Source organism: Paenibacillus sp. N22P23 (assembly GCF_059383735.1).
In genome coordinates this window covers 21685-45304 of record NZ_JBXENT010000018.1, presented here as the reverse complement: position 1 = coordinate 45304, position 23620 = coordinate 21685, and the positions used below count along the sequence as shown (strand labels likewise).

Sequence of the window (23620 nt, the reverse complement as noted above, 5' to 3'; positions counted from 1 at the left end):
TTAATGATGCGCGAGGTTGAAGAAGATACACAGGAATGGATCGCAGGCAAGCATCCCGTCATGGAGGCACTGCGCTCCGGACGCGAAATCAACAAAATTTGGGTAGCTGAGCAAGCGCAGAAAGCGGCCCAGCCCATTATGCTGGAAGCGAAGAAAGCAGGGCTTGTCGTACAGATCGTTGACAAACGGAAGCTGGACCAAATGGTGGACGGGGTTCCACATCAAGGCGTTGTTGCTCAAGCGGCAGCTTACCGATACTATGAAATTGAAGAGCTTCTTGCGCGGGCCAAAGAAAGCGGTGAAATGCCATTCTTCCTGCTGCTCGATGAAATCGAAGATCCGCATAACTTGGGCTCTATTCTACGGACTGCGGAATGTACCGGCGTTCATGGTGTGATTATTCCGAAGCGGCGCTCTGCTTCACTGACCGCAACGGTTTCCAAAACATCCGCTGGTGCAGTAGAGTACATGCCGGTTGCTCGGATTACCAATATGGCTCAAACCATCGATAAGCTGAAAGAAGAAGGCATTTGGGTAGCGGGTGCTGACGTTGGCGCGAAGCAGGATGTCTATTCGTCTTCTACGAAGTTCGATATGCCGCTTGCGATTGTCATTGGCAATGAAGCGAAAGGGATCGGAAGACTTATTCGTGAGAAATGCGATTTCCTAATCAAGCTTCCGATGAACGGCCAATTGAATTCACTAAATGCGTCCGTTGCAGCAGGTGTGCTGATGTACGAAGTCGTGCGGCAGCGCCTCGCCAAGTAGGCGATGCAGCGGCGGGATGACGTTCTGCTGGTTGACGGCTACAATATGATTGGGGCTTGGCCTGTCCTGTCAGCTTTGGGTGATAAGGATTTAGAGGATGCGCGAGATCGACTGCTGGAAATGCTGGCGGACTATCAAGGCTTCACCGGTATGAAGGTCATCGTGGTGTTCGATGCGCATCAAGTTCCCGGAGTTGGATCCACGTTCAAACAGCATAGGCTGACCGTCGTGTTTACGAAGGAGAAAGAAACAGCCGATGCTTGTATTGAACGGCTTGCTTCGGAGCTTGCACTTCGAAGCCGCAACATTCATGTCGCGACATCTGATATGGCCGAGCAAGCGGTCACTTTCGGCAAAGGCGCCCTCCGAAAATCCGCACGAGAGCTGCTTATCGAAATTCAGCAAAACCGCAAAGCGATTGAGCGAAAGGTCGAACAGAAAACAACGGTTCGCAATGAGCTGGACGGGAATATTAGCATGGATGTTCGGATGAAATTGGAAAAATGGCGAAGAGGTCAAATGTAAGCGCTAGACTATTTGTTGATAGAATACGATTTGATAGGACATAATTCTCATTAAAATCGGTTGGAATTCCCATTTTTGCTAGATAATTAGCATGTTTTCGGCGGGATCATCATTGACGGTTGAAGGTTACATAATGTATACTGAGTCTAAGTTTCTACACGTAGCGTACGTGCTAGAATGTCGTTCCAGTCATGTAATATGCTCTAGTTTTTGAAGACATTGCGCGCCGGTATATAGATTAAGCTACTGATAGTTTTGGGCATTGTACGCCTTTCGAGCCGGAGGGATTGTTCGTGAGCATCGACCTCAGAGAATGGAAAACGCTGGATTATGACTGCAAAACGGACGAAGACATTGTCGAGACGGTTCGCGAGGGTGACAGCGAAGCGCTGGAATATTTAATCAATAAATATAAGAACTTTGTCCGTGCCAAAGCGCGTTCCTACTTCTTGATTGGGGCCGACCGCGAAGATATCGTCCAAGAAGGCATGATTGGCCTTTATAAGGCGATTCGAGATTTTAAGGGTGATAAGCTAGCTTCTTTCAAAGCCTTTGCTGAACTGTGTATAACAAGGCAGATCATAACGGCGATTAAGACGGCAACCCGTCAGAAGCATATCCCGCTTAATTCTTATGTTTCGTTGGACAAGCCAATCTATGACGAAGATTCGGATCGCACGCTGCTTGACGTCATTTGCGGTACGAGAGTTTCGGATCCAGAAGAACTCATTATCAATCAAGAAGAGTTTGTCGGTCTTGAGGATAAGATGTCCGAGATCTTAAGTGATCTTGAACGTAAAGTGCTTATGCTCTACTTAGACGGAAGATCCTATCAAGAGATCGCTGTTGATTTGGATCGGCATGTGAAATCCATTGATAATGCGCTTCAACGGGTGAAACGAAAGCTCGAACGGTATTTGGAATTGCGTGATATTGGTAGCTAAATGGATGAAACCAGGGAGCCGATTGCGGCTCTTTTTTAATGGGAGGGCTTTTCGAGGTTTGAATCGTCCTTGTCCGGATCATACTGTTTACTGCGGAATGAAGTTGTCGGCTCTTTTTGTGTTGTTGTCGCCCTGTCTGATATGTGAGCAAGCAGCACAAGAATAGCAAGTGTGCAGGAATAGATTCCCGTTGACACTACCTATTGCTTGTGATAAAGTGTTTTGGTAGCCCTAAATAGGTCTTTTTTTATTATGGGATCAAAATCAGGCTGGGTTCACATACAACGTTTCACACTTTATTTATTTATGGTAAGTTCGGGAGGTGTCAGCAATGCGGGTAATTATTACGTTGGCTTGCACAAACTGCAAACAAAGAAACTATGCTTCCAGCAAGAACAAACGGAATCACCCCGACCGTATTGAGATGAAGAAGTTTTGCAAGTATTGTAACGAGCATACTCCTCATCGCGAAACTCGATAAGGTCATTATGGAGGTTGGTGGACGTGGCATTTTTAGCTAAGCTGAAGCAAAGCTTCGGGTCGACTTTTTCCTTCTTCACCGACAGCTTCGCGGAATTAAAGAAAGTCCGCTGGCCAAGCCGTAAGGAATTGACAAGCTATACACTCGTAGTATTCTTTACGATTATAGCTGTGACAATTTACTTCTGGGTTCTAGACATCGGAATTTCCGCATTGGTCGAACTGATTGTTTAAGAAGGGGCCAAGGGTGGCTTGTTATGGAAACGATGGAGAAAAGATGGTATGTTGTTCACACCTATTCAGGGTATGAGAACAAAGTAAAAGCGAACTTGGAGAAACGTGTTGAATCTATGGGCATGGAAGACAAGATCTTCCGTGTGCTTGTTCCTATGGAAGAAGAAGTGGTAGACAAGGACGGCAAGAAAAAAACCGTCATGCGTAAAGTTTACCCCGGCTATGTTCTTGTGGAAATGGTTCAAACGGATGACTCCTGGTATGTCGTTCGCAACACACCCGGCGTAACCGGATTTGTCGGTTCGACTGGCTCAGGATCAAAACCTACACCGCTTCTGCCTGATGAAGTGGAACAAATTTTGCGCCATATGGGCATGGAAGAACCGAAGCCTAAGATCGAATTCGATCTGAAGGAAACGGTGCGTGTTAAAGTCGGGCCATTCGCTAATTTTGTCGGAACAGTGGAAGAGATTCTGCTCGACAAGAGTAAGCTGAAGGTGCATGTCAACATGTTCGGAAGAGAAACGCCGGTTGAACTGGACTACAATCAAGTAGAGAAAGTCTAATCGCGGTTTCTTGGACTTGCGTGTGATTATTACGGCAAGGAGGTGTTCATCATGGCAAAAAAGGTCATCAAGTTGGTTAAACTGCAAGTTCCAGCGGGTAAAGCGAATCCGGCTCCGCCGATCGGTCCAGCGCTAGGTCAAGCAGGGGTTAACATCATGGCTTTCTGTAAAGAGTTTAACGCTCGTACTGCAGATCAAGCTGGTTTGATTATCCCAGTTGTAATCACTGTTTTTGAAGATCGCTCGTTTACTTTCGAAACGAAAACGCCGCCGGCTGCAGTACTTCTTCGCGTTGCTGCTAAGATTGCTAAAGGTTCCGGTGAGCCGAACAAGAAGAAAGTTGCGACGGTTAAACGTTCTGTCGTTCGTGAGATCGCTGAACAAAAAATGCCTGACCTCAACGCAGCTTCTGTAGAAGCAGCTATGCGCATGGTTGAAGGTACAGCGCGCAGCATGGGCGTTGTAGTTGAAGACTAGTCGTTAACGGCTGACAGAAGACACACCAGATGGCGTTGTCTGACTGACGAAGCGCTGCTTCGTTAGGTGGGAGGATCTCCCTTTCATAGGGAGGATTTTCCGTTACTACCACATAAGGAGGAGAATTCTAATGGCTAAACATGGTAAAAAATATCTTGAAGCTGTTAAGCTGATCGATGTTGAAGCAACATACGAGGCTGCTGAAGCGATTGAACTCGTTAAGAAAGCCGCTACAGCTAAATTCGACGAAACGGTTGAAGTTGCTGTACGTTTGGGTGTAGACCCTAAGAAACAAGACCAAGCAGTTCGTGGCGTAGTTGTACTTCCTCACGGTACTGGTAAAACAAAACGCGTACTCGTTTTTGCTAAGGGCGATAAAGCCAAAGAAGCAGAAGCAGCAGGCGCAGATTATGTTGGCGATGCTGACGTAATCGCAAAAATCCAACAAGGCTGGTTCGAGTTCGACGTTTGCGTTGCAACTCCGGACATGATGGCTGAAGTTGGTAAACTCGGCCGTATCCTCGGTGGTAAAGGCCTTATGCCTAACCCTAAAGCGGGTACAGTAACGTTTGACGTTACCAAAGCCGTTCAAGAAATCAAGGCTGGTAAGATTGAATACCGTCTTGACAGAGCAGGTCAAATCCATGCACCAATCGGTAAAGTATCGTTCGACTCCGAGAAGCTGAACGAAAACTTGAAAACACTGATTGATGCGCTGAACCGTGCAAAACCGGCTGCAGCTAAAGGGGTTTACCTGAAAGGTATTTCTGTTTCCTCGACAATGGGTCCCGGCGCTCGTTTGAACGCTGCTTCGTTCCGCTAAGAGAAACAGAAATTTGATAAACGAATATGCATACCGAAGACAGTAGGTGCCCGCTCGGCTTAATTTCCTACCGAGGTGTTATGATAAACGTGTTTGTGCGCTTTTCGCCGATTGGCAGGAAGTGATTTACGGACCATCATGGCCTTCGCTACGTCTGCGGGGGCCTTTCTCATGCATCGCGTGGAAGGATTCCGCTGCATTAATCGGGATGTTGACAACATAACGGGAGGTGTACATTATGGCAAACGCAAAAATCATTCAAGGTAAAGAGCTGGCTGTTGCAGACATCACGACTAAACTTCGCGAGAGTTCCTGCACAGTTGTTGCTGATTACCGTGGTCTAAACGTGAAGCAAGTAACTGAGCTCCGCAAACAATTGCGCGAAGCGAACATCGAGTTCCAAGTATTGAAGAACTCCCTCGTTCGTCGTGCGACTGCACAAGCGGAACTATCTGAATTGGATGCTGTTCTGGCTGGCCCTACGGCTATCGCTTTCAGCAAAGAGGATGCAGTTGCTCCAGCTAAGATTTTGGCTGATTTCGCTAAGAAAAACGACGCACTTAAACTTAAGGGCGGCGTAGTTGAAGGTCAAGTCTTCAACGCGGAAGAAATCAAAGCACTGGCGGATCTACCTTCCAAAGAAGGTTTGCTATCCATGCTTCTTAGCGTGCTTCAAGCACCAATGCGCAACTTTGCTCTTGCAGTTAAAGCTGTTGCTGAGAAACAAGAAGCTTAAAGATAATTGGTTTGTGTCAAGCTCAGCTTGGCACAGCATTTATCTGATAATGATTGGCTTGAGGCAGCCTATGGCTGACTCGGCTTTCGGAAATAATACAAAAACAAAACAAACTATTGGAGGTTTCTCTCATGAGTAAAGAACAAATCTTGGAAGCCATTAAAGGCATGAACGTTCTAGAACTGAACGACCTAGTTAAAGCAATCGAAGAAGAATTCGGCGTAACAGCTGCAGCACCAGTTGCAGCAGCAGGCGCAGCAGCTGTTGTAGTTGAAGAGCAAACTGAGTTCGACGTAATCTTGAACAACGCTGGCGCTTCCAAAATCAACGTTATCAAAGCAGTTCGCGAAATCACAGGTCTTGGCCTGAAAGAAGCGAAAGACCTTGTTGACGGCGCTCCTAAAGCAGTTAAAGAAAGAATCTCCAAAGAAGACGCTGACGCTATCAAAGCTAAGCTTGAAGAAGCAGGCGCTTCCGTAGAAGTGAAGTAATACCCGCTTATAGCGGAAACCCCTTGAAGCTTCGGCTTCAAGGGGTTTCCTTAATTTTAAGGTTGTTCCGGACGGGAGGGACATGATGTCAGACCATTATTACACACGTACACCGGGTACCGCGCATGATCGGCATCTTCTCGAAACCGAGCTTCGTGGATATAAGCTGCGTTTTATGACGGATGCAGGCGTTTTCTCGAAAACAGGAATAGACTTTGGCAGCAGAGTTCTTGTCGAAGCGCTTCAATTGGATAAGCAGGCGAAGGTACTTGATGTCGGCTGTGGATATGGACCGATGGGCATTACGGCGGCGAAGCTGGCTGAACACGGTCATGTGACGATGATCGACATTAATGAACGCGCAGTTGCGCTGGCAACAGAGAATTTGAAGTTGAATGGCGTCTTGAACGCAAACGTGCTGCAAAGCGATATTTATGAACAGGTGTTGGGACAGACCTTCGACACGATCATAACGAATCCGCCGATCCGGGCGGGCAAAGAGGTTGTCCATCGGATATTAGAAGAAGGTGCGAAGCTGTTAGTGCCAGGCGGGGCGATGTGGGTGGTCATCCAGAAGAAGCAAGGGGCGCCGTCAGCGGCGGCAAAACTCGAAGCTGTTTTTGGGAATGTGGAAGAGGTTGCGAAAGAAAAGGGTTATCGCATATTAAGGGCGCAGAAGGAAGTCTAGGAAAACAAGGCAACATTTTGTTGACTTGACTTTGCTAATGTGATATCATTATGAAATGTCAGCATTAAAATGGGCACATTCTCTTTAGTCCACTAAAATGTCAAGCGCTATTTTAAATGAATAGAAACAGCGGATTTGACGTATAATGTTTACATTTTGGGTCAAAATTACTTGATATGAGACTTTTGTGGTTTATTGTACCACAGAGTTGTGGCTGACAGAAGCATGCTCTTTTTTCGATTTCTCGATAAGGGCTTTTCTTTATTTGAATCAGAATTTGCCTGCTGCACATTCTGGTTTTAACAATGTGATAAACGTTCGCGGTCATGCTCGCACATTTACGGGTAAGATTAGCGAACTGTTTAAGCTTGTTTATACAAGGTCATTGTTCACTTTCTGTGAAGCAGACATGAGGGGTGAGGTTAAGTTGGCAGGACAACTTGTTCAGTATGGGCGTCGCACGCGTAGAAGCTATGCCCGCATCCGCGAGGTGCTCGAAGTTCCGAACCTGATTGAAATCCAACAAAAATCGTACGAGAAGTTTTTGGAGAAGGACTTGCTTGAGCTTTTCCAAGACATTTCGCCGATTCAGGATTTTACAGGTAATTTGATGCTTGAGTTCATCGACTATTCACTTGGCGAGCCTAAGTACTCTGTCGATGAGTCGAAAGAACGCGACGTGACCTATGCAGCACCGCTGCGTGTTAAGGTTCGACTCATTAACAAGGAAACCGGTGAAGTGAAAGAGCAAGAAGTGTTCATGGGCGATTTCCCGCTGATGACCGAGACGGGCACATTTATTATTAATGGCGCGGAACGTGTTATCGTCAGCCAATTGGTTCGTTCACCTAGCGTTTACTTTAGCACGAAAGTGGACAAAAACGGCAAGAAAAATTATACGGCTACGGTGATTCCAAACCGCGGTGCATGGCTGGAGCTTGAAACCGATGCGAAGGACATTATTTATGTTCGTATTGACCGCACTCGGAAGATCCCGGTTACAGTGCTTCTTCGCTCCCTTGGATTCGGCACGGATGCTGAAATTTTAGAATTGCTGGGCCATGACGAATATATTCGCAACACGTTGGATAAGGATAACACCGATTCCACGGAAAAAGCTCTTATCGAGATTTACGAAAGACTCCGTCCGGGTGAGCCGCCTACGCTTGATAATGCAAAGAGCTTGCTAGTTGCGCGCTTCTTTGATCCAAAGCGTTATGACTTGGCTAACGTAGGTCGTTACAAAATCAATAAGAAGCTGCACATTAAGAACCGTCTGTTCAACACACGGCTTGCGGAAACATTGTTTGATCCTTCTACAGGAGAAATTCTGGCGGAAGCTGGTCAAATGATCGACCGTCGTTTGCTGGATGAGCTTATCCCTCATCTGGAGAACAATGTAGGCTTCAAAACGTACAATGTGGCAAATGGCGTTCTTGATGCGGATAGTATTCCGCTTCAAACGGTGAGTGTATTCTCCCCGCTTGATGAGACTAAAGTGATTAAGGTCATTGCCAACGGCATTATCGACAAAGCTGTTAAGCATATTACACCTGCTGATATAATCGCTTCCATCAATTATTTCATAGATTTGCTGCACGGCGTAGGAAGCACGGATGATATTGACCACTTAGGTAACCGTCGTCTTCGTTCGGTTGGTGAACTGCTTCAGAACCAGTTCCGTATCGGTTTGTCCCGTATGGAGCGTGTTGTTCGTGAACGTATGTCCATCCAGGACGCAAATGCGATTACACCGCAAGCGCTTATCAATATCCGTCCTGTTATTGCGTCGATTAAAGAGTTCTTTGGTTCATCCCAACTCTCGCAGTTTATGGACCAAACCAATCCGCTTGCTGAGCTGACGCACAAACGTCGTCTGTCTGCACTTGGACCCGGCGGTTTGACGCGTGAGCGCGCGGGCTTTGAGGTTCGTGACGTTCATAACTCTCACTATGGCCGTATGTGTCCGATTGAGACACCGGAGGGACCGAACATCGGTCTGATCAACTCCTTGTCGACATTCGCGCGTATTAATGAATATGGCTTTATCGAAGCTCCTTACCGTTGGGTAGATCCTAAGACGGCTATTGTTACGGAGCAAATTGCCTACCTGACTGCTGATGAAGAAGATAACTACGTTATCGCGCAAGCGAATGCGAAGCTTACCGGCGAAGGTAAGTTCCTCGAAGATGCGGTTATCGTTCGTTACAACAAGCAGGCTGACAATATTTTGACTATGCCTACTGAACGTGTTGACTATATGGATGTATCGCCTAAACAGGTTGTATCCGTCGCTACGGCGCTCATTCCGTTCCTTGAGAACGATGACTCCAACCGTGCGCTCATGGGATCCAACATGCAGCGGCAGGCTGTTCCACTTCTAATTCCGAAGTCTCCACTTGTCGGAACAGGTATGGAGCATAAGTCTGCTAAAGACTCAGGTGTATGTATCGTTGCAAGATACGATGGCGTTATCGAACGCGTGTCAGCCAATGAAATTTGGCTTCGCCGCGTTGAGATGATTGAAGGAAAGCCGGTAACAGGCGATTTGGTGAAGATGAAGCTGCATAAATTTATGCGCTCTAACCAAGGTACTTGTATCAACCAGCGTCCGATCTGCCGTAAAGGCGACATCGTGAAGAAAGGTGATATCCTTGCAGATGGTCCTTCCACTGAAATGGGCGAATTGGCGCTCGGACGTAACGTTGTCGTTGCGTTTATGACGTGGGAAGGCTACAACTATGAGGATGCGATCCTACTAAGCGAGAAACTGGTTAAAGAGGATGTGTACACGTCCATTCATATCGAAGAATATGAGTCGGAAGCTCGTGACACGAAACTCGGACCAGAAGAAATTACACGCGACATTCCGAACGTCGGTGAAGAAGCGCTCCGCAACTTGGATGAGCGTGGAATTATCCGTGTCGGTGCTGAAATTAGCGCAGGAGACATTCTCGTTGGTAAAGTAACGCCTAAAGGGGTTACAGAGCTGACGGCTGAAGAACGTTTGCTGCATGCGATTTTCGGTGAGAAAGCGCGTGAAGTTCGCGACACTAGCTTGCGTGTGCCTCACGGAACGGACGGTATTGTTGTCGACGTTAAAGTGTTTACGCGTGAGAACGGTGACGAATTGCCGCCAGGCGTTAACCAATTGGTTCGTGCCTACATCGCACAGAAACGTAAGATCTCTGAAGGGGATAAGATGGCAGGACGCCATGGTAACAAAGGGGTTATCGCCCGTATCCTCCCAGAAGAAGATATGCCGTTCCTGCCGGACGGTACGCCAGTAGAGGTTGTTCTTAACCCGCTGGGTGTACCTTCGCGTATGAACATCGGTCAAGTACTGGAAGTCCATCTTGGTATGGCTTGTAAGCATCTTGGCATCCATGCTGCAACACCGGTATTCGATGGAGCGCGTGAGTATGACGTGTTTGACTCCATGGAAGAAGCAGGTATGCAGCGTAATGGTAAAACCGTTCTTTATGACGGACGCTCCGGTGAGCCGTTCGAGCGTGAAGTAACAGTCGGCGTCATGTACATGATTAAACTGGCGCACATGGTTGATGATAAAATCCATGCCCGTTCAACTGGTCCTTACTCGCTTGTTACTCAGCAGCCGTTGGGTGGTAAAGCACAGTTCGGTGGTCAGCGTTTCGGGGAGATGGAAGTTTGGGCGCTTGAAGCCTATGGCGCCGCCTATACATTGCAAGAGATTTTGACCGTGAAATCCGATGATGTCGTCGGCCGTGTCAAAACGTACGAATCCATCGTGAAGGGTGAGAACGTACCGGAACCGGGCGTACCTGAATCCTTCAAAGTTTTGATCAAAGAGCTTCAGAGCTTAGGTATGGACGTTAAAATCCTCTCTGAGAATGAAGAAGAGATCGAAATGAAAGAGATGGATGATGAGGATGATGCAGCGAATGACAAGCTCAACCTCAATTTGGAAGGTGCAGAAGTAGGCGTCGAGTAATCGTTGCTTTCCTGCCGGAAGTCATAAGCATGCCGAAGTCCAACTTCACGGGCGGATGTAAGGTTGAAGGAGCCGCTTGCGCTGTGCTCCTTTAGCCGTTAACGGCGTTAAATACAGCATATTAGTGAACCATGACGAAGGAGGGTTGCTCCTTGTTGGACGTGAACAACTTCGAGTATATGAAGATTGGATTGGCATCTCCGGATAAAATCCGATCGTGGTCCCGCGGAGAAGTAAAGAAACCGGAAACGATCAACTACAGGACTTTAAAACCGGAGAAAGAAGGTCTTTTCTGCGAAAAGATTTTCGGACCGACGAAAGACTGGGAATGTCATTGCGGTAAATACAAGCGCGTTCGTTATAAAGGCGTCGTTTGTGACCGCTGTGGTGTTGAAGTAACGCGTGCGAAAGTACGTCGTGAGCGTATGGGGCATATCGAGCTTGCAGCTCCTGTATCCCATATCTGGTACTTCAAAGGCATTCCAAGCCGTATGGGGCTGGCACTTGATATGTCGCCTCGTTCGCTTGAAGAGATCATCTATTTTGCATCATATGTGGTAACGGATCCAGGCGATACGCCGCTTGAGAAAAAGCAGCTGTTGTCCGAGAAAGAATACCGCAGCTACCGTGAGAAATACGGCTATGGCTTCCATGCCGGCATGGGTGCAGAAGCAGTGAAGAAGCTGCTTCAAGACATCGATGTTGAGCGTGAGCTTGAAACATTGAAAGAAGATCTTCGTACCGCTCAAGGCCAACGTCGTAACCGTGCGATCAAACGTCTTGAAGTTATCGAAGCATTCCGTAACTCTGGCAATATGCCGGAGTGGATGATTCTTGATGTGCTGCCGGTAATTCCACCGGAACTTCGTCCAATGGTACAGCTTGATGGTGGACGTTTTGCAACGTCTGACCTTAACGACTTGTACCGTCGTGTAATTAACCGCAACAACCGTCTGAAACGTCTGCTCGATCTCGGTGCGCCGGATATTATCGTGCAGAATGAGAAGCGTATGCTTCAAGAAGCGGTTGATGCTTTGATCGATAACGGCCGCCGTGGTCGCCCGGTAACGGGTCCAGGTAACCGTCCGCTTAAATCGCTCAGCCATATGCTTAAAGGTAAGCAAGGGCGTTTCCGTCAGAACTTGCTCGGTAAACGGGTTGACTATTCCGGTCGTTCCGTTATCGTCGTAGGTCCTAGCTTGAAAATGTTCCAATGCGGATTGCCAAAAGAAATGGCGCTTGAGCTCTTCAAGCCGTTCGTTATGAAGGAACTCGTTAACAAAGGTCTTGCACATAACATTAAGAGTGCAAAACGTAAAGTTGAACGTGTTAGCCCAGAAGTTTGGGATGTGCTTGAAGAAGTAATCAAGGAGCACCCGGTTCTTCTAAACCGTGCCCCGACCCTTCACCGTTTGGGTATCCAAGCGTTCGAACCGATTTTGGTTGAAGGCCGTGCGATTAAACTTCACCCGCTCGTTTGTACCGCTTATAATGCGGACTTTGACGGTGACCAAATGGCTGTTCACGTACCGCTCTCCGCTGAGGCGCAAGCTGAAGCACGTTTGCTGATGCTTGCTTCGGGTAACATCTTGAACCCGAAAGACGGCAAACCGGTCGTAACGCCTTCACAGGATATGGTTCTCGGAAGCTTCTACCTGACAATGGATAACAAAGAAGGTAAAGGCAGCGGTTCCGTATTTGCAACTGTTAACGAAGCGATCTCGGCGTACCAACGCGGTATCGTATCGCTGCATGCACGTATATTTATCCCGGTTAAAGTTCTGAAGAAAACTTCCTTCACGGATGCACAGCAGAAAACGCTGATTTGCACCACGGTTGGTAAAGTAATCTTCAACGAAATTTACCCGCCGGATTTCCCTTACATCAATGAACCGACCAAGGTGAACTTGCTGCAAGGTACTCCGGATAAATATTTTGTCCATGATAAGGGCGCAGACTTGCTGAAGTTTATGGATGGATTGGCTCAAATTGGTGGTGTAGGTAAAGAGTATCTCGGCTTGATTATTGCGGAGTGCTTCCGTCAATACCATACAACTAGAACTTCGATCATGCTCGATAAGATCAAGGAGCTGGGCTTTACGTACTCGACTCGTGCGGGTATTACAGTTGCGGTTTCTGACGTTATTGTCCCACCTGAGAAGGTAGAGATCTTGAGAGAGTCCGAAGAGAAAGTTAAAGTCGTTTCGAATCAATACCGTCGTGGTTTGATTACAAACGAAGAGCGTTATGACCGTGTTATTGAAATTTGGAGCAAAACCAAAGATCAAATTACTGAAATTCTCATGAAATCGATGGATCGTTACAACTCCATCATGCTCATGGTGGATTCCAAAGCACGGGGTAACAAATCGCAAATTACACAGCTTGGCGGTATGCGTGGTTTGATGGCGAATCCATCCGGTCGGATTATCGAGTTGCCAATCAAGTCCAACTTCCGTGAAGGCCTAACCGTACTCGAGTACTTCATCTCGACGCATGGTGCGCGTAAAGGTCTTGCCGATACCGCTTTGCGTACAGCTGACTCAGGTTACCTGACTCGTCGTCTAGTTGACGTTGCGCAAGATGTAATCGTTCGTGAGGACGATTGCGGAACAGACAAAGGCTTTAGAGTAAGCAAAATTCAAGACGGTAAAGAGGTTATTGAAGATCTCTATGACCGTATTGAAGGTCGTTACTCCTTTGAAACTGTCCGTAATCCACAAAACGGCGAAATCATTTTACACCGCAGCCAACTAATCGATTCCAATAAAGCTGAGGAACTCATCGCAGCTGGAGTAGAAAGCCTGCAAATCCGTTCCGTTCTTAGCTGCCGTGCTCGTCATGGCGTATGTAAAATTTGCTACGGACGTAACTTGGCAACAGGCAAGTTCGTTGAGATCGGTGAAGCGGTCGGTATTATCGCTGCACAATCCATCGGGGAACCAGGAACACAGCTCACAATGCGTACCTTCCATACCGGCGGTGTTGCCGGAGACGATATTACGCAAGGTTTGCCGCGTATCCAAGAGCTTTTCGAAGCACGTAACCCGAAAGGTCAAGCGATTATTTCCGAAATCGATGGTGTTATTAAAGACATCCGCGAGACGAAAGATCGCCGTGAAATCGAAGTCCAAGGTGAAGCAGAATCGAAAGTGTATGCTGTTACCTACGGCTCGCGTATCCGCGTAGCTAAAGGCAAACAGATTGAAGCTGGCGATGAACTCACAGATGGTTCGATCGATCCGAAGGATATGCTCCGCATCAAAGGTATCCGTGGCGTTCAGAACTATATCCTTCAGGAAGTTCAACGCGTATACCGGAACCAAGGGGTAGAAATCAACGATAAGCATATCGAGGTTATGGTGAAGCAAATGCTTCGCAAAATCCGTATCGTAGAAGCAGGCGACACAACATTGTTGCCGGGCGCTTTTGTTGATATTCATGAGTACGAAGCAGCAAACCGTGATGCAATTCTCTCCGGTAAAGAGCCGGCGGTTGCAAAACCAGTATTGCTGGGTATTACAAAAGCATCACTGGAAACAGACTCCTTCTTGTCTGCCGCTTCGTTCCAAGAGACAACTCGTGTCTTGACCGATGCCGCTATCAAAGGTAAAGTCGACCAGTTGCTTGGTTTGAAAGAGAATGTTATTATTGGTAAGCTCATCCCGGCGGGTACAGGTATGCAGCGTTATCGCAGCGTACATGTAGCTGGTATGGATGATGAACCAGGCATGGAAGAACTGCAAGTTGAAGCAGAGAGCGTACCGGTTGAATCTTAATCGGTAAGTGATATAAGGCAGCATGAGGACAAAGAGCGAGCGGGCTGCAGCCGTTGCAAACGGAAGTAAGCCAGCCGCTCTTTGCGCCGTCATGCCTTGTCATGAAAATCCATTTTCTCCTGTAATTCTTGAAGAGTCATGCTTGACATTCACTAAGCCTAGATGCTAATATGTCGTAGTGTGCCAAATCGCACAACCTCTACGCATGTCATTAACGAAACTTGAATGTTCTAGTTTTGGCTGACTTGGAAGGACGGTTGAGATGCGATTTGTAATAGGTAGCAAGCAAACGACGAAGATGGTTGAGCAAGGCTTAGCCACCCAAGTCTATGTAGCACAAGATACAGATCCGCGGCTGAAGAACAGTATTGTTCGGCTTTGCGAAACATCGGGAGTGCCAATCATCTGGTCTGAATCAATGAAGAGCCTTGGGGAAACCTGCGGGATTGAAGTTGGCGCAGCGATGGCAGCGGTTATACCGGAAATCGAATAAAGAAGTATCGTTTTTACCGAGTTGAAGAACAAGGTAGAAACTTTCGTTTGTTTCTTTATGAACCGCCTGGATCTGTGGGCTTAAATAGCCAATATGTCTTGAAAAGCTTTACTAAGTGAGGAAGGGGGATGCAACATGCCAACAATTAACCAACTCGTTCGCAAAGGCCGTGAAGCGAAAGTCGTTAAATCGAAATCGCCAGCCCTGCAAAGAGGTTTCAACGCATTGAAACGTGAAGAGACAAACCTTAGTTCACCACAAAAACGTGGGGTTTGTACACGTGTAGGTACGATGACTCCGAAAAAACCGAACTCCGCTTTGCGGAAATATGCGCGTGTACGTTTGACAAACCGCGTTGAGGTTACAGCTTACATCGGCGGTATTGGACACAACCTACAAGAGCATAGCGTAGTATTGGTACGCGGCGGCCGGGTAAAAGATCTTCCGGGTGTTCGTTACCATATCGTTCGCGGTGCGCTTGATACAGCGGGTGTAAACAACCGTAAACAAGCTCGTTCCAAATACGGAACTAAACGTCCTAAAGTTAAAAAATAAGGCATAGCCGGTGACGGTTAGCCTCATCCTAAAATGAAAAACTAGAAGAAAGGGGGACTTCCACATGCCACGCAAAGGTCCAGTAGCAAAACGTGATGTATTGCCAGATCCGTTGTACAGCAGCAAGCTTGTAACTCGCTTGATCAACCGTATCATGATCGATGGTAAGCGCGGTGTCGCTCAAACAATTTTGTATGATGCGTTCACACTTATCAACGAGCGTACGGGTAAAGAACCGATGGAAGTTTTTGAAGCAGCAATTAAGAACATCATGCCAGTACTTGAAGTTAAGGCACGCCGTGTAGGCGGTTCGAACTACCAGGTACCAATTGAAGTTAAACCGGAGCGCCGTACATCGCTTGGTCTCCGTTGGCTCGTGAACTATTCACGTAACCGCGGTGAGAAAACGATGGAAGAGCGTTTGGCAGCTGAGATCATCGATGCTTCCAACAACACTGGTTCATCCGTGAAAAAACGCGAAGATACACACAAAATGGCTGAAGCGAATAAAGCGTTCGCTCACTATCGTTGGTAGAATTCGCTTAATCGAAAGGAGACTGAATTATGGCAAGAGAGTTCTCCTTGAATAATACGCGTAATATCGGGATTATGGCGCATATTGATGCAGGTAAAACTACCACGACAGAGCGGATCCTGTTCTACACAGGCCGTACCCACAAAATCGGCGAGGTGCACGAAGGTGCAGCAACGATGGACTGGATGGAGCAGGAACAAGAGCGCGGAATCACGATTACTTCCGCTGCTACTACTGCTCAATGGCATGGTCACCGCATTAATATTATCGACACCCCGGGGCACGTTGACTTCACTGTTGAAGTTGAACGTTCCCTGCGTGTATTGGACGGGGCCGTTGGTGTTTTCAGTGCGAAAGAAGGCGTAGAGCCGCAATCCGAAACAGTTTGGCGTCAAGCTGACCGTTACGGCGTACCGCGGATCGCTTACGTCAACAAAATGGATATTATCGGCGCAGACTTCCTTAACGTAGTTAGAGATATGCGCTTGCGTCTTAACGCAAATGCTGTGGCTATTCAATTGCCGATCGGTGCAGAGAACGACTTCGTAGGTGTAATTGACTTGGTTGAACGAGTTGCTTACAAATACAAAGACGATCTTGGTAAAGATCCGGAAAAAATTGAAATCCCTGCAGAATACAAGGACCAAGTTGAAGAACTTCGCTTGGAGCTGATCGAGAAAGTTGCTGAGCTTGATGAAGAGCTCACAATGAAATATCTCGAAGGCGAAGAAATCACAGTTGCTGAGATCAAATCTGTACTTCGCAAAGGTGTTTGTGATGTTAAGATCTTCCCAGTAATCGTAGGTTCTTCGTACCGTAACAAAGGCGTTCAATTGATGCTTGATGCTGTTGTTGACTACTTGCCATCGCCAATCGATGTTCCGGATATCAAGGGTACCCTTGAAGATGGTACTGAGACGATTCGTAAGTCTGCTGATGACCAGCCTTTCGCAGCGTTGGCGTTCAAAATCATGACTGACCCTTACGTAGGTAAACTGACGTTCTTCCGCGTATACTCCGGCGTACTTAGCTCCGGTTCATACGTTGTGAATGCAACGAAAGGCAAACGTGAGCGGATCGGTCGTATCCTTCAGATGCACGCTAACAGCCGTCAAGAAATCAGCGAAGTTTACTCCGGTGATATCGCAGCTGCTGTAGGTCTGAAAGATACAACTACTGGTGATACGCTTTGTGATGAGAAGCACCCGGTTATCCTTGAGTCGATGAACTTCCCAGAGCCGGTTATCCAGCTTGCGGTTGAGCCTAAGACTAAAGCTGACCAAGACAAAATGGGTATCGCTCTTCAAAAGCTGTCTGAGGAAGATCCTACGTTCCGTGCTCACACGGACGAAGAGACCGGCCAAACGATTATCGCTGGTATGGGTGAGCTTCACCTTGAAATTCTAGTTGACCGTATGCTTCGTGAATTCAAAGTCGAAACAAACGTTGGTAAGCCTCAAGTAGCTTACCGTGAGACGTTCAAAACGGCTGCGAAGGTCGAAGGTAAATTCGTTCGTCAGTCCGGCGGACGCGGTCAATTCGGACATTGTTGGGTTGAATTCTCCCCACAAGAGCCAGGAACAGGTTTTGTGTTTGAAAACAAAACTGTGGGCGGATCCATTCCGCGTGAGTTCATTGCTCCAATTCAAGCAGGTATCGAAGAATCGATGAAAAATGGTGTCATTGCCGGCTTCCCGGTTGTTGATATCAAAGCAGTCGTTGTCGACGGTTCCTACCATGACGTTGACTCCTCGGAGATGGCGTTCAAAATTGCTGGATCGATGGCGCTTAAAGCAGCGAAAGAGAAATGTTCTCCAATTCTGCTTGAGCCTATCATGAAAGTAGAGGTTAGCGTTCCTGAAGAGTACATGGGCGACGTAATGGGGATGTTGAGCTCCCGCCGCGGTCGTATCGAAGGTTCGGACACACGCCATGGTGCGTTGATCGTTCGTGCTAAGGTGCCTCTGGCTGAGATGTTCGGTTATTCCACTACACTTCGTTCCGGTACACAAGGACGCGGCGTGTTCTCCATGGAGCTTTCGCACTATGAAGAAGTACCACGTTCGATCTCGGAAGAGATTATCTCCAAATCCAAAGGCGCTGCTCAATAGTAGCCCTTACCCTTTAACAACTTGCATCTCATAAGTTGTACTTTGGCTGAATGCCGGGGGCTATAAGCTCCCGCACAGCCGATCACATAATCTTCTATCTATTAAGGAGGAATAGTTCAATGGCTAAGGCTAAATTTGAACGTAATAAACCGCATGTTAACATTGGTACAATCGGTCACGTCGATCATGGTAAAACAACTTTGACGGCTGCAATCACTACAGTTCTTTCGAAAAGATACGGTGGTGCTGCTGTAGCATTCGACCAAATCGACAAAGCTCCAGAAGAGCGCGAGCGCGGTATCACAATCTCCACAGCTCACGTTGAGTATGAAACTCCTAACCGTCACTATGCACACGTTGACTGCCCAGGTCACGCCGACTATGTTAAAAACATGATCACTGGTGCTGCACAAATGGACGGAGCAATCCTGGTTGTATCCGCAGCTGACGGCCCAATGCCGCAAACGCGTGAGCACATCCTTCTTTCCCGCCAAGTAGGCGTACCTTACATCGTCGTATTCCTGAACAAATGCGACATGGTTGAAGACGAAGAGTTGCTTGAACTAGTTGAGATGGAAGTTCGCGACCTTCTTAGCGAATACGAGTTCCCAGGCGATGATACTCCAATCATCCGCGGCGCTGCTCGTGAAGCTCTTCAAAACCCAGACGGCCCATGGGCTGACAAAATCATCGAGTTGTTCGAGCAAGTTGACACTTACATCCCAACTCCACAACGTGATACTGAGAAGCCGTTCCTTATGCCAGTTGAGGACGTGTTCACAATCACAGGTCGTGGTACAGTTGCTACAGGACGCGTTGAGCGTGGCGTAGTTAAAGTATCTGACGAAGTTGAAATCATCGGTATTGCTGAAGAAACTCGCAAATGCGTTGTAACAGGCGTAGAGATGTTCCGCAAATTGCTTGATTCCGCACAAGCTGGTGACAACATCGGCGCATTGCTTCGTGGTGTAGACCGTAAAGACATCGAGCGTGGTCAAGTACTTGCTAAGCCAGGTTCCGTTAAACCACACACGAACTTTACAGCTCAAATCTACGTTCTGACTAAAGAAGAGGGCGGACGTCACAAACCTTTTTTCACAGGTTACCGTCCACAGTTCTACTTCCGTACAACTGACGTAACTGGTATCATCAGCTTGCCTGAAGGTACTGAGATGGTTATGCCAGGCGACAACATCACAGTAACGGTTGAGCTTATCGCTCCAATCGCTCTGGAAGATGGTACTCGCTTCGCAATCCGTGAAGGTGGCCGTACTGTAGGCGCCGGCGCTGTAGCTTCCATCCAAAAATAATGAACCTGCAGCGTAAGCTGCAGCTCAAGAAAGCCCTCACTTCGGTGGGGGCTTTTTTATTACTAAATTTTGATGTTTGCGTAAATGTCGCAATTTCATTAATATAAGTGGAGACAAAGACGCGCAGAAACAAAGATAACAAAGTGAATGCAGTTAATCGTAAATGGCTCGGAGTATTCAAGCCATTTTTATTATGCCTTTACCATGGGTTTTAGAAATGCATCTCGGGGAAGCAGGAAGTGTAACGGAGTGAAATATGAGCCGGAGAGTTTACGTGCTGCCTTTGAAATTAAGTTTCCACAGCTGAATTAATTATTAATGAAGAAACTTAATTTCAACAGCAGCCGAAGGCCATATTTCATGCAGTGCAACGGAATTTGCCTCCTAAAAGATTCATTTTTACAAAGCCAACATTTTTGTTGCATTCGCCCACCGTTTCAGATATAATAGTGAGCGTTGGTCTGTGACGTTGCGATGATGCGAGAGGTTGCCGACACACACGGCTCCTTTGCCATGAGGGGCGTGTCGGGTTTTCTTGCGGAGTATGTCCGATACTAAATTGGGCGATAGAAGGAGGGACTTATATGGCTAAGCAAAAGATTCGTATTCGCTTGAAAGCATACGATCATAGAATTCTGGATCAATCCGCAGAGAAGATTGTTGAAACTGCGAAACGTTCCGGTGCAGGCGTGTCTGGGCCGATTCCGCTTCCTACTGAGAAGCAAATCATCACCATTCTGCGTGCGGTACACAAGTACAAGGATTCTAGGGAGCAATTCGAAATGCGCACTCATAAGCGTTTGATCGACATTGTTAACCCAACGCCGCAAACGGTTGATGCATTGATGCGCTTAGATCTGCCATCCGGTGTAGATATCGAAATCAAACTGTAAGTTATGCATATTTGAAAATGGAAAGGAAATGAGGTGTCAACATGAAAGGTATCTTAGGTAAAAAACTTGGAATGACGCAAGTGTTTACTCCTGAAGGTAACGTAATTCCGGTTACGGTTATCGAAGCAGGCCCTTGTGTTGTTTTGCAGAAGAAGGACCAAGACAACGACGGTTATGTTTCCGTACAACTTGGTTTCTCCGACAAGAAAGAATCGCGAGCTACTAAGCCAGAAATCGGCCACGCTAAAAAAGCGGATACGGCTCCTAAGCGCTACGTTCGTGAATTCCGCAGCATTAACATCGCTGAATATGAAGTTGGCCAGGAATTGAAGGCTGACCTATTCACAGCTGGAGAGTTCGTTGACGTTACAGCTACTTCCAAAGGTAAAGGTTTCCAAGGTAACATCAAACGTTGGAACCAAAGCCGCGGCCCTATGGCGCACGGCTCGCGTTACCACCGTGGTCCAGGTTCGATGGGTTCTATCCAAGCGAACCGCGTTCCAAAAGGCAAACACCTTCCAGGTCACATGGGTAACGAAACCGTTACAATCCAAAACCTTGAAATCGTGCGCGTCGATGCAGAACGTAATGTATTGCTCGTTAAGGGTTCCATTCCGGGTCCTAAAAATAGCTTTGTAAAAGTTAAATCTACGGTGAAGAAATAATCACCTAAGAAAGGAGGAACATGAAATGCCGAAAGTAGCACTTTATAGCGTGAATGGCTCGCAAGTTGGCGAGGTTGAATTGTCCGAAGCGGTATTCGGAATTGAACCAAACGTTCACGTATTGCATAGCGCAGTTCTTTTGCAGCAAGCTTCTGAACGTAGAGGTACGCACAAAACAAAAGGTCGCTCCGAAGTACGCGGTGGCGGTCGTAAACCTTGGAAACAAAAAGGTACAGGCCGTGCACGTCAAGGTAGCATTCGCTCCCCACAATGGGTTGGCGGTGGTACAGTATTCGGACCAACTCCACGCAGCTACAGCTTCAAACTTCCTAAGAAAGTTCGTCGCTTAGCAATCAAATCTGCTTTGTCTTCCAAAGTGATCGACAACGAAATTATCGTTCTGGATCAACTGGCGTTCGCGCAACCGAAGACTAAAGAATTCGTAGCGATTCTGAACAACCTGAAAGTGGCTCGTAAAGCACTGGTTGTAACAGCTAGTTACGAAGATAATGTAGCACTTGCAGCTCGTAACATTCCTAACGTGAAGTTCGTTGCAGCCGATGGCATCAATGTTCTAGACGTTATGAAATACGACAAGCTGATTATCACTAAAGAAGCGGTTGAAAAAGTACAGGAGGTGCTTGCGTAATGAAAAATCCTCGCGATATTATCAAGCGCCCAATCATTACTGAACAAACAAGTGATTTCATGGCGAATAAAAAGTATGTATTCGAAGTTGATCTTCGTGCAAACAAAACTGAGATCAAACTTGCGATTCAATCGATCTTCAAAGTAAAAGTATCGAGCGTGAACACGCTTCGCATGCCGGCTAAGCCTAAACGCTACGGTAAACACAGCGGATATACATCCGAGTGGAAAAAAGCGATCGTTCAATTGAGCGCAGATAGCAACGAGCTAGAATTTTTCGAAACAGTTTAAGTAGCGAAGAAGCCCCCGGCTTCTCGTGAAAGAACGTTAGATATCGGTTAAGGAGGGAATCGAAGTGCCAGTTAAGAAGTATAAACCGACATCTCCAGCGCGACGTGGTATGTCCGTCTCGACATTCGAAGAGATCACCACAAGCACACCGGAGAAATCGCTTCTTGCGCCGCTTTTCAAAAAAGCTGGTCGTAACAACCAAGGTAAAATTACGGTTCGTCATCACGGTGGCGGCCATAAACGTAAATACCGGATCATCGACTTCAAACGTAACAAGGACGGTATCGTAGGTAACGTAGCGACGATCGAATACGATCCGAACCGTACGTCCAACATCGCACTTATCCACTATGTGGATGGCGCGAAAGCCTACATCATCGCACCTAAAGGCCTTAAAGTTGGGGATAAAATCGTTTCCGGACCGGATGCAGACATCAAGATCGGTAATGCGTTGCCACTTGAGAACATCCCGGTAGGTACAGTTATCCACAACATCGAGCTAAAACCAGGTAAAGGCGGACAATTGGTTCGTGCTGCTGGAACAACTGCTCAACTTCTTGGTAAAGAAGAGCAATACGTCACAATTCGCTTGACGTCTGGCGAAGTACGTCGTATTCTGAAAAAATGCCGTGCTACAATCGGTTCTGTTGGTAACGAAGATCACGAACTCGTGAAAATCGGTAAAGCCGGCCGTTCCCGTTGGATGGGCAAGCGCCCTGAAGTACGTGGTGTTGTAATGAACCCGAACGATCACCCACACGGTGGTGGTGAAGGCCGTGCGCCAATCGGACGTAAATCTCCAATGTCTCCATGGGGCAAACCGACACTCGGTTTCAAAACACGCAAGAAGAAAAAAGCATCGAGCCAATACATTATTCGTCGTCGTACGAAGTAATAGGCGCCTCGGCGTCATGAGCGTGACGCGCTGCGTCGCGTAACGCTAGCGTGAAGGGAGGATCATCCATGGGTCGCAGTTTGAAGAAAGGACCGTTTATTGACGGTTACTTGCTGAAAAAGGTTGAAGTGCTGAACGAGACTGAGAAGAAGACAGTTGTCAAAACTTGGTCGCGTCGTTCTACAATTTTCCCGCAATTCATCGGTCACACTTTTGCTGTTTATGACGGTAAGAAGCACGTGCCGGTATATGTGACGGAAGATATGGTTGGCCACAAACTCGGTGAGTTCGCACCAACTCGTACGTACAAAGGACACGGTAACGACGACAAGAAAACAGGTCGCCGTTAATCGGTTGAATAGTTAGGTAATAAAGGTCGAGAGGAGGTTCATCCATGCAACAAGCTAAAGCGTTCGCTAACCACGTCCGCATTGCACCTCGTAAAGCTCAGCTGGTTGTTGATTTGATCCGTGGAAAGCAAGTCGGCGAAGCAATCGCGATTCTGCGCCACACACCAAAATCGGCTTCCCCAATCGTTGAGAAGCTGCTGAATTCCGCAATTGCTAATGCGGAGCACAACTACCAGTTGGACGTGAACAAACTTGTGATTACACAAGTCTTTGTAAACCAAGGGCCAACAATGAAACGTTTCCGCCCGCGCGCAATGGGTCGTGCTAGCCGGATTAACAAAAGAACCAGCCACATTACTTTGGTGGTATCCGAAAAATAAGGAGGGAAAA

The 23620-nt window shown here is 47.3% G+C and carries 25 protein-coding genes and 1 other annotated feature; all 25 genes read left to right on the top strand.

The annotated features are described in order from the left end of the window. Nucleotides 1-3: 3 nt before the first annotated feature. Entirely contained in the window at nt 4-768 is a 765-nt protein-coding gene (rlmB, locus tag AC506A_RS30595) for a 23S rRNA (guanosine(2251)-2'-O)-methyltransferase RlmB (protein ID WP_495464749.1), read from the top strand. 3 nt (nt 769-771) lie between these two features. After that, complete coding sequence (locus AC506A_RS30590) at nt 772-1293, top strand: NYN domain-containing protein (protein ID WP_495464748.1); 522 nt, start codon at nt 772-774, stop codon at nt 1291-1293. 293 nt (nt 1294-1586) lie between these two features. Beyond that, nucleotides 1587-2237: an RNA polymerase sporulation sigma factor SigH gene (gene sigH, locus AC506A_RS30585; protein WP_090986361.1), complete on the top strand. Its 651-nt coding sequence runs from the start codon at nt 1587-1589 to the stop codon at nt 2235-2237. Between the two features lie 331 nt (nt 2238-2568). Further along, entirely contained in the window at nt 2569-2718 is a 150-nt protein-coding gene (rpmG, locus tag AC506A_RS30580; RefSeq protein WP_090583192.1) for a 50S ribosomal protein L33, read from the top strand. 23 nt (nt 2719-2741) lie between these two features. After that, a complete protein-coding gene (gene secE, locus AC506A_RS30575) occupies nt 2742-2951 on the top strand; it encodes a preprotein translocase subunit SecE (RefSeq protein WP_091225550.1) in 210 nt (69 codons plus the stop codon). A gap of 32 nt (nt 2952-2983) precedes the next feature. Continuing rightward, nucleotides 2984-3517 (top strand): transcription termination/antitermination protein NusG, encoded by a 534-nt coding sequence (nusG, locus tag AC506A_RS30570; RefSeq protein WP_090986393.1) that lies wholly within the window; start codon nt 2984-2986, stop codon nt 3515-3517. A gap of 51 nt (nt 3518-3568) precedes the next feature. Next, nucleotides 3569-3994 (top strand): 50S ribosomal protein L11, encoded by a 426-nt coding sequence (rplK, locus tag AC506A_RS30565; RefSeq protein ID WP_090986357.1) that lies wholly within the window; start codon nt 3569-3571, stop codon nt 3992-3994. A 130-nt stretch (nt 3995-4124) separates the two neighbouring features. Continuing rightward, nucleotides 4125-4817 (top strand): 50S ribosomal protein L1, encoded by a 693-nt coding sequence (gene rplA / locus AC506A_RS30560; protein WP_090986355.1) that lies wholly within the window; start codon nt 4125-4127, stop codon nt 4815-4817. A 15-nt stretch (nt 4818-4832) separates the two neighbouring features. Continuing rightward, nucleotides 4833-4996: a sequence feature (ribosomal protein L10 leader region), on the top strand. Nucleotides 4997-5055: 59 nt separating this feature from the next. Then, nucleotides 5056-5553 (top strand): 50S ribosomal protein L10, encoded by a 498-nt coding sequence (rplJ, locus tag AC506A_RS30555; RefSeq protein ID WP_090986353.1) that lies wholly within the window; start codon nt 5056-5058, stop codon nt 5551-5553. 131 nt (nt 5554-5684) lie between these two features. Beyond that, entirely contained in the window at nt 5685-6044 is a 360-nt protein-coding gene (gene rplL, locus AC506A_RS30550; RefSeq protein WP_494822174.1) for a 50S ribosomal protein L7/L12, read from the top strand. Between the two features lie 85 nt (nt 6045-6129). Then, nucleotides 6130-6732 carry a class I SAM-dependent methyltransferase gene (locus AC506A_RS30545; RefSeq protein WP_495464765.1) on the top strand — a complete coding sequence of 201 codons (603 nt, stop codon included), beginning with the start codon at nt 6130-6132 and terminating at the stop codon, nt 6730-6732. Nucleotides 6733-7141: 409 nt separating this feature from the next. Next, nucleotides 7142-10705, top strand: a complete 3564-nt coding sequence (gene rpoB, locus AC506A_RS30540) for a DNA-directed RNA polymerase subunit beta (protein ID WP_495464764.1) — start codon at nt 7142-7144, stop codon at nt 10703-10705. A 152-nt stretch (nt 10706-10857) separates the two neighbouring features. Beyond that, entirely contained in the window at nt 10858-14484 is a 3627-nt protein-coding gene (rpoC, locus tag AC506A_RS30535) for a DNA-directed RNA polymerase subunit beta' (RefSeq protein WP_475784667.1), read from the top strand. A 262-nt stretch (nt 14485-14746) separates the two neighbouring features. After that, nucleotides 14747-14977 carry a ribosomal L7Ae/L30e/S12e/Gadd45 family protein gene (locus AC506A_RS30530; RefSeq protein WP_091225556.1) on the top strand — a complete coding sequence of 77 codons (231 nt, stop codon included), beginning with the start codon at nt 14747-14749 and terminating at the stop codon, nt 14975-14977. Between the two features lie 135 nt (nt 14978-15112). Next, the gene (gene rpsL, locus AC506A_RS30525) at nt 15113-15532 is read left to right on the top strand and encodes a 30S ribosomal protein S12 (RefSeq protein WP_090583216.1); all 420 of its coding nucleotides are present in this window, start codon (nt 15113-15115) and stop codon (nt 15530-15532) included. A gap of 64 nt (nt 15533-15596) precedes the next feature. Further along, nucleotides 15597-16067 carry a 30S ribosomal protein S7 gene (gene rpsG / locus AC506A_RS30520; protein WP_091225558.1) on the top strand — a complete coding sequence of 157 codons (471 nt, stop codon included), beginning with the start codon at nt 15597-15599 and terminating at the stop codon, nt 16065-16067. Between the two features lie 29 nt (nt 16068-16096). Then, complete coding sequence (fusA, locus tag AC506A_RS30515; protein WP_495464747.1) at nt 16097-18178, top strand: elongation factor G; 2082 nt, start codon at nt 16097-16099, stop codon at nt 18176-18178. Between the two features lie 119 nt (nt 18179-18297). Further along, complete coding sequence (gene tuf / locus AC506A_RS30510; RefSeq protein ID WP_495464746.1) at nt 18298-19488, top strand: elongation factor Tu; 1191 nt, start codon at nt 18298-18300, stop codon at nt 19486-19488. A gap of 584 nt (nt 19489-20072) precedes the next feature. After that, complete coding sequence (gene rpsJ, locus AC506A_RS30505; protein WP_005544556.1) at nt 20073-20381, top strand: 30S ribosomal protein S10; 309 nt, start codon at nt 20073-20075, stop codon at nt 20379-20381. A 41-nt stretch (nt 20382-20422) separates the two neighbouring features. After that, nucleotides 20423-21046, top strand: a complete 624-nt coding sequence (rplC, locus tag AC506A_RS30500; RefSeq protein ID WP_090986336.1) for a 50S ribosomal protein L3 — start codon at nt 20423-20425, stop codon at nt 21044-21046. 25 nt (nt 21047-21071) lie between these two features. Continuing rightward, entirely contained in the window at nt 21072-21695 is a 624-nt protein-coding gene (gene rplD / locus AC506A_RS30495; protein WP_495464745.1) for a 50S ribosomal protein L4, read from the top strand. Beyond that, nucleotides 21695-21985, top strand: a complete 291-nt coding sequence (gene rplW, locus AC506A_RS30490) for a 50S ribosomal protein L23 (RefSeq protein ID WP_210663952.1) — start codon at nt 21695-21697, stop codon at nt 21983-21985. Before rplD ends, rplW begins: the two co-directional genes overlap by 1 nt. 64 nt (nt 21986-22049) lie before the next feature. Further along, nucleotides 22050-22880: a 50S ribosomal protein L2 gene (gene rplB, locus AC506A_RS30485; protein ID WP_495464744.1), complete on the top strand. Its 831-nt coding sequence runs from the start codon at nt 22050-22052 to the stop codon at nt 22878-22880. 68 nt (nt 22881-22948) lie between these two features. Continuing rightward, nucleotides 22949-23230, top strand: a complete 282-nt coding sequence (gene rpsS, locus AC506A_RS30480; protein ID WP_495464743.1) for a 30S ribosomal protein S19 — start codon at nt 22949-22951, stop codon at nt 23228-23230. Between the two features lie 44 nt (nt 23231-23274). Beyond that, on the top strand, nt 23275-23610 hold the full coding sequence (rplV, locus tag AC506A_RS30475) for a 50S ribosomal protein L22 (protein WP_090986326.1): 336 nt from the start codon (nt 23275-23277) through the stop codon (nt 23608-23610). Nucleotides 23611-23620 lie beyond the last annotated feature (10 nt).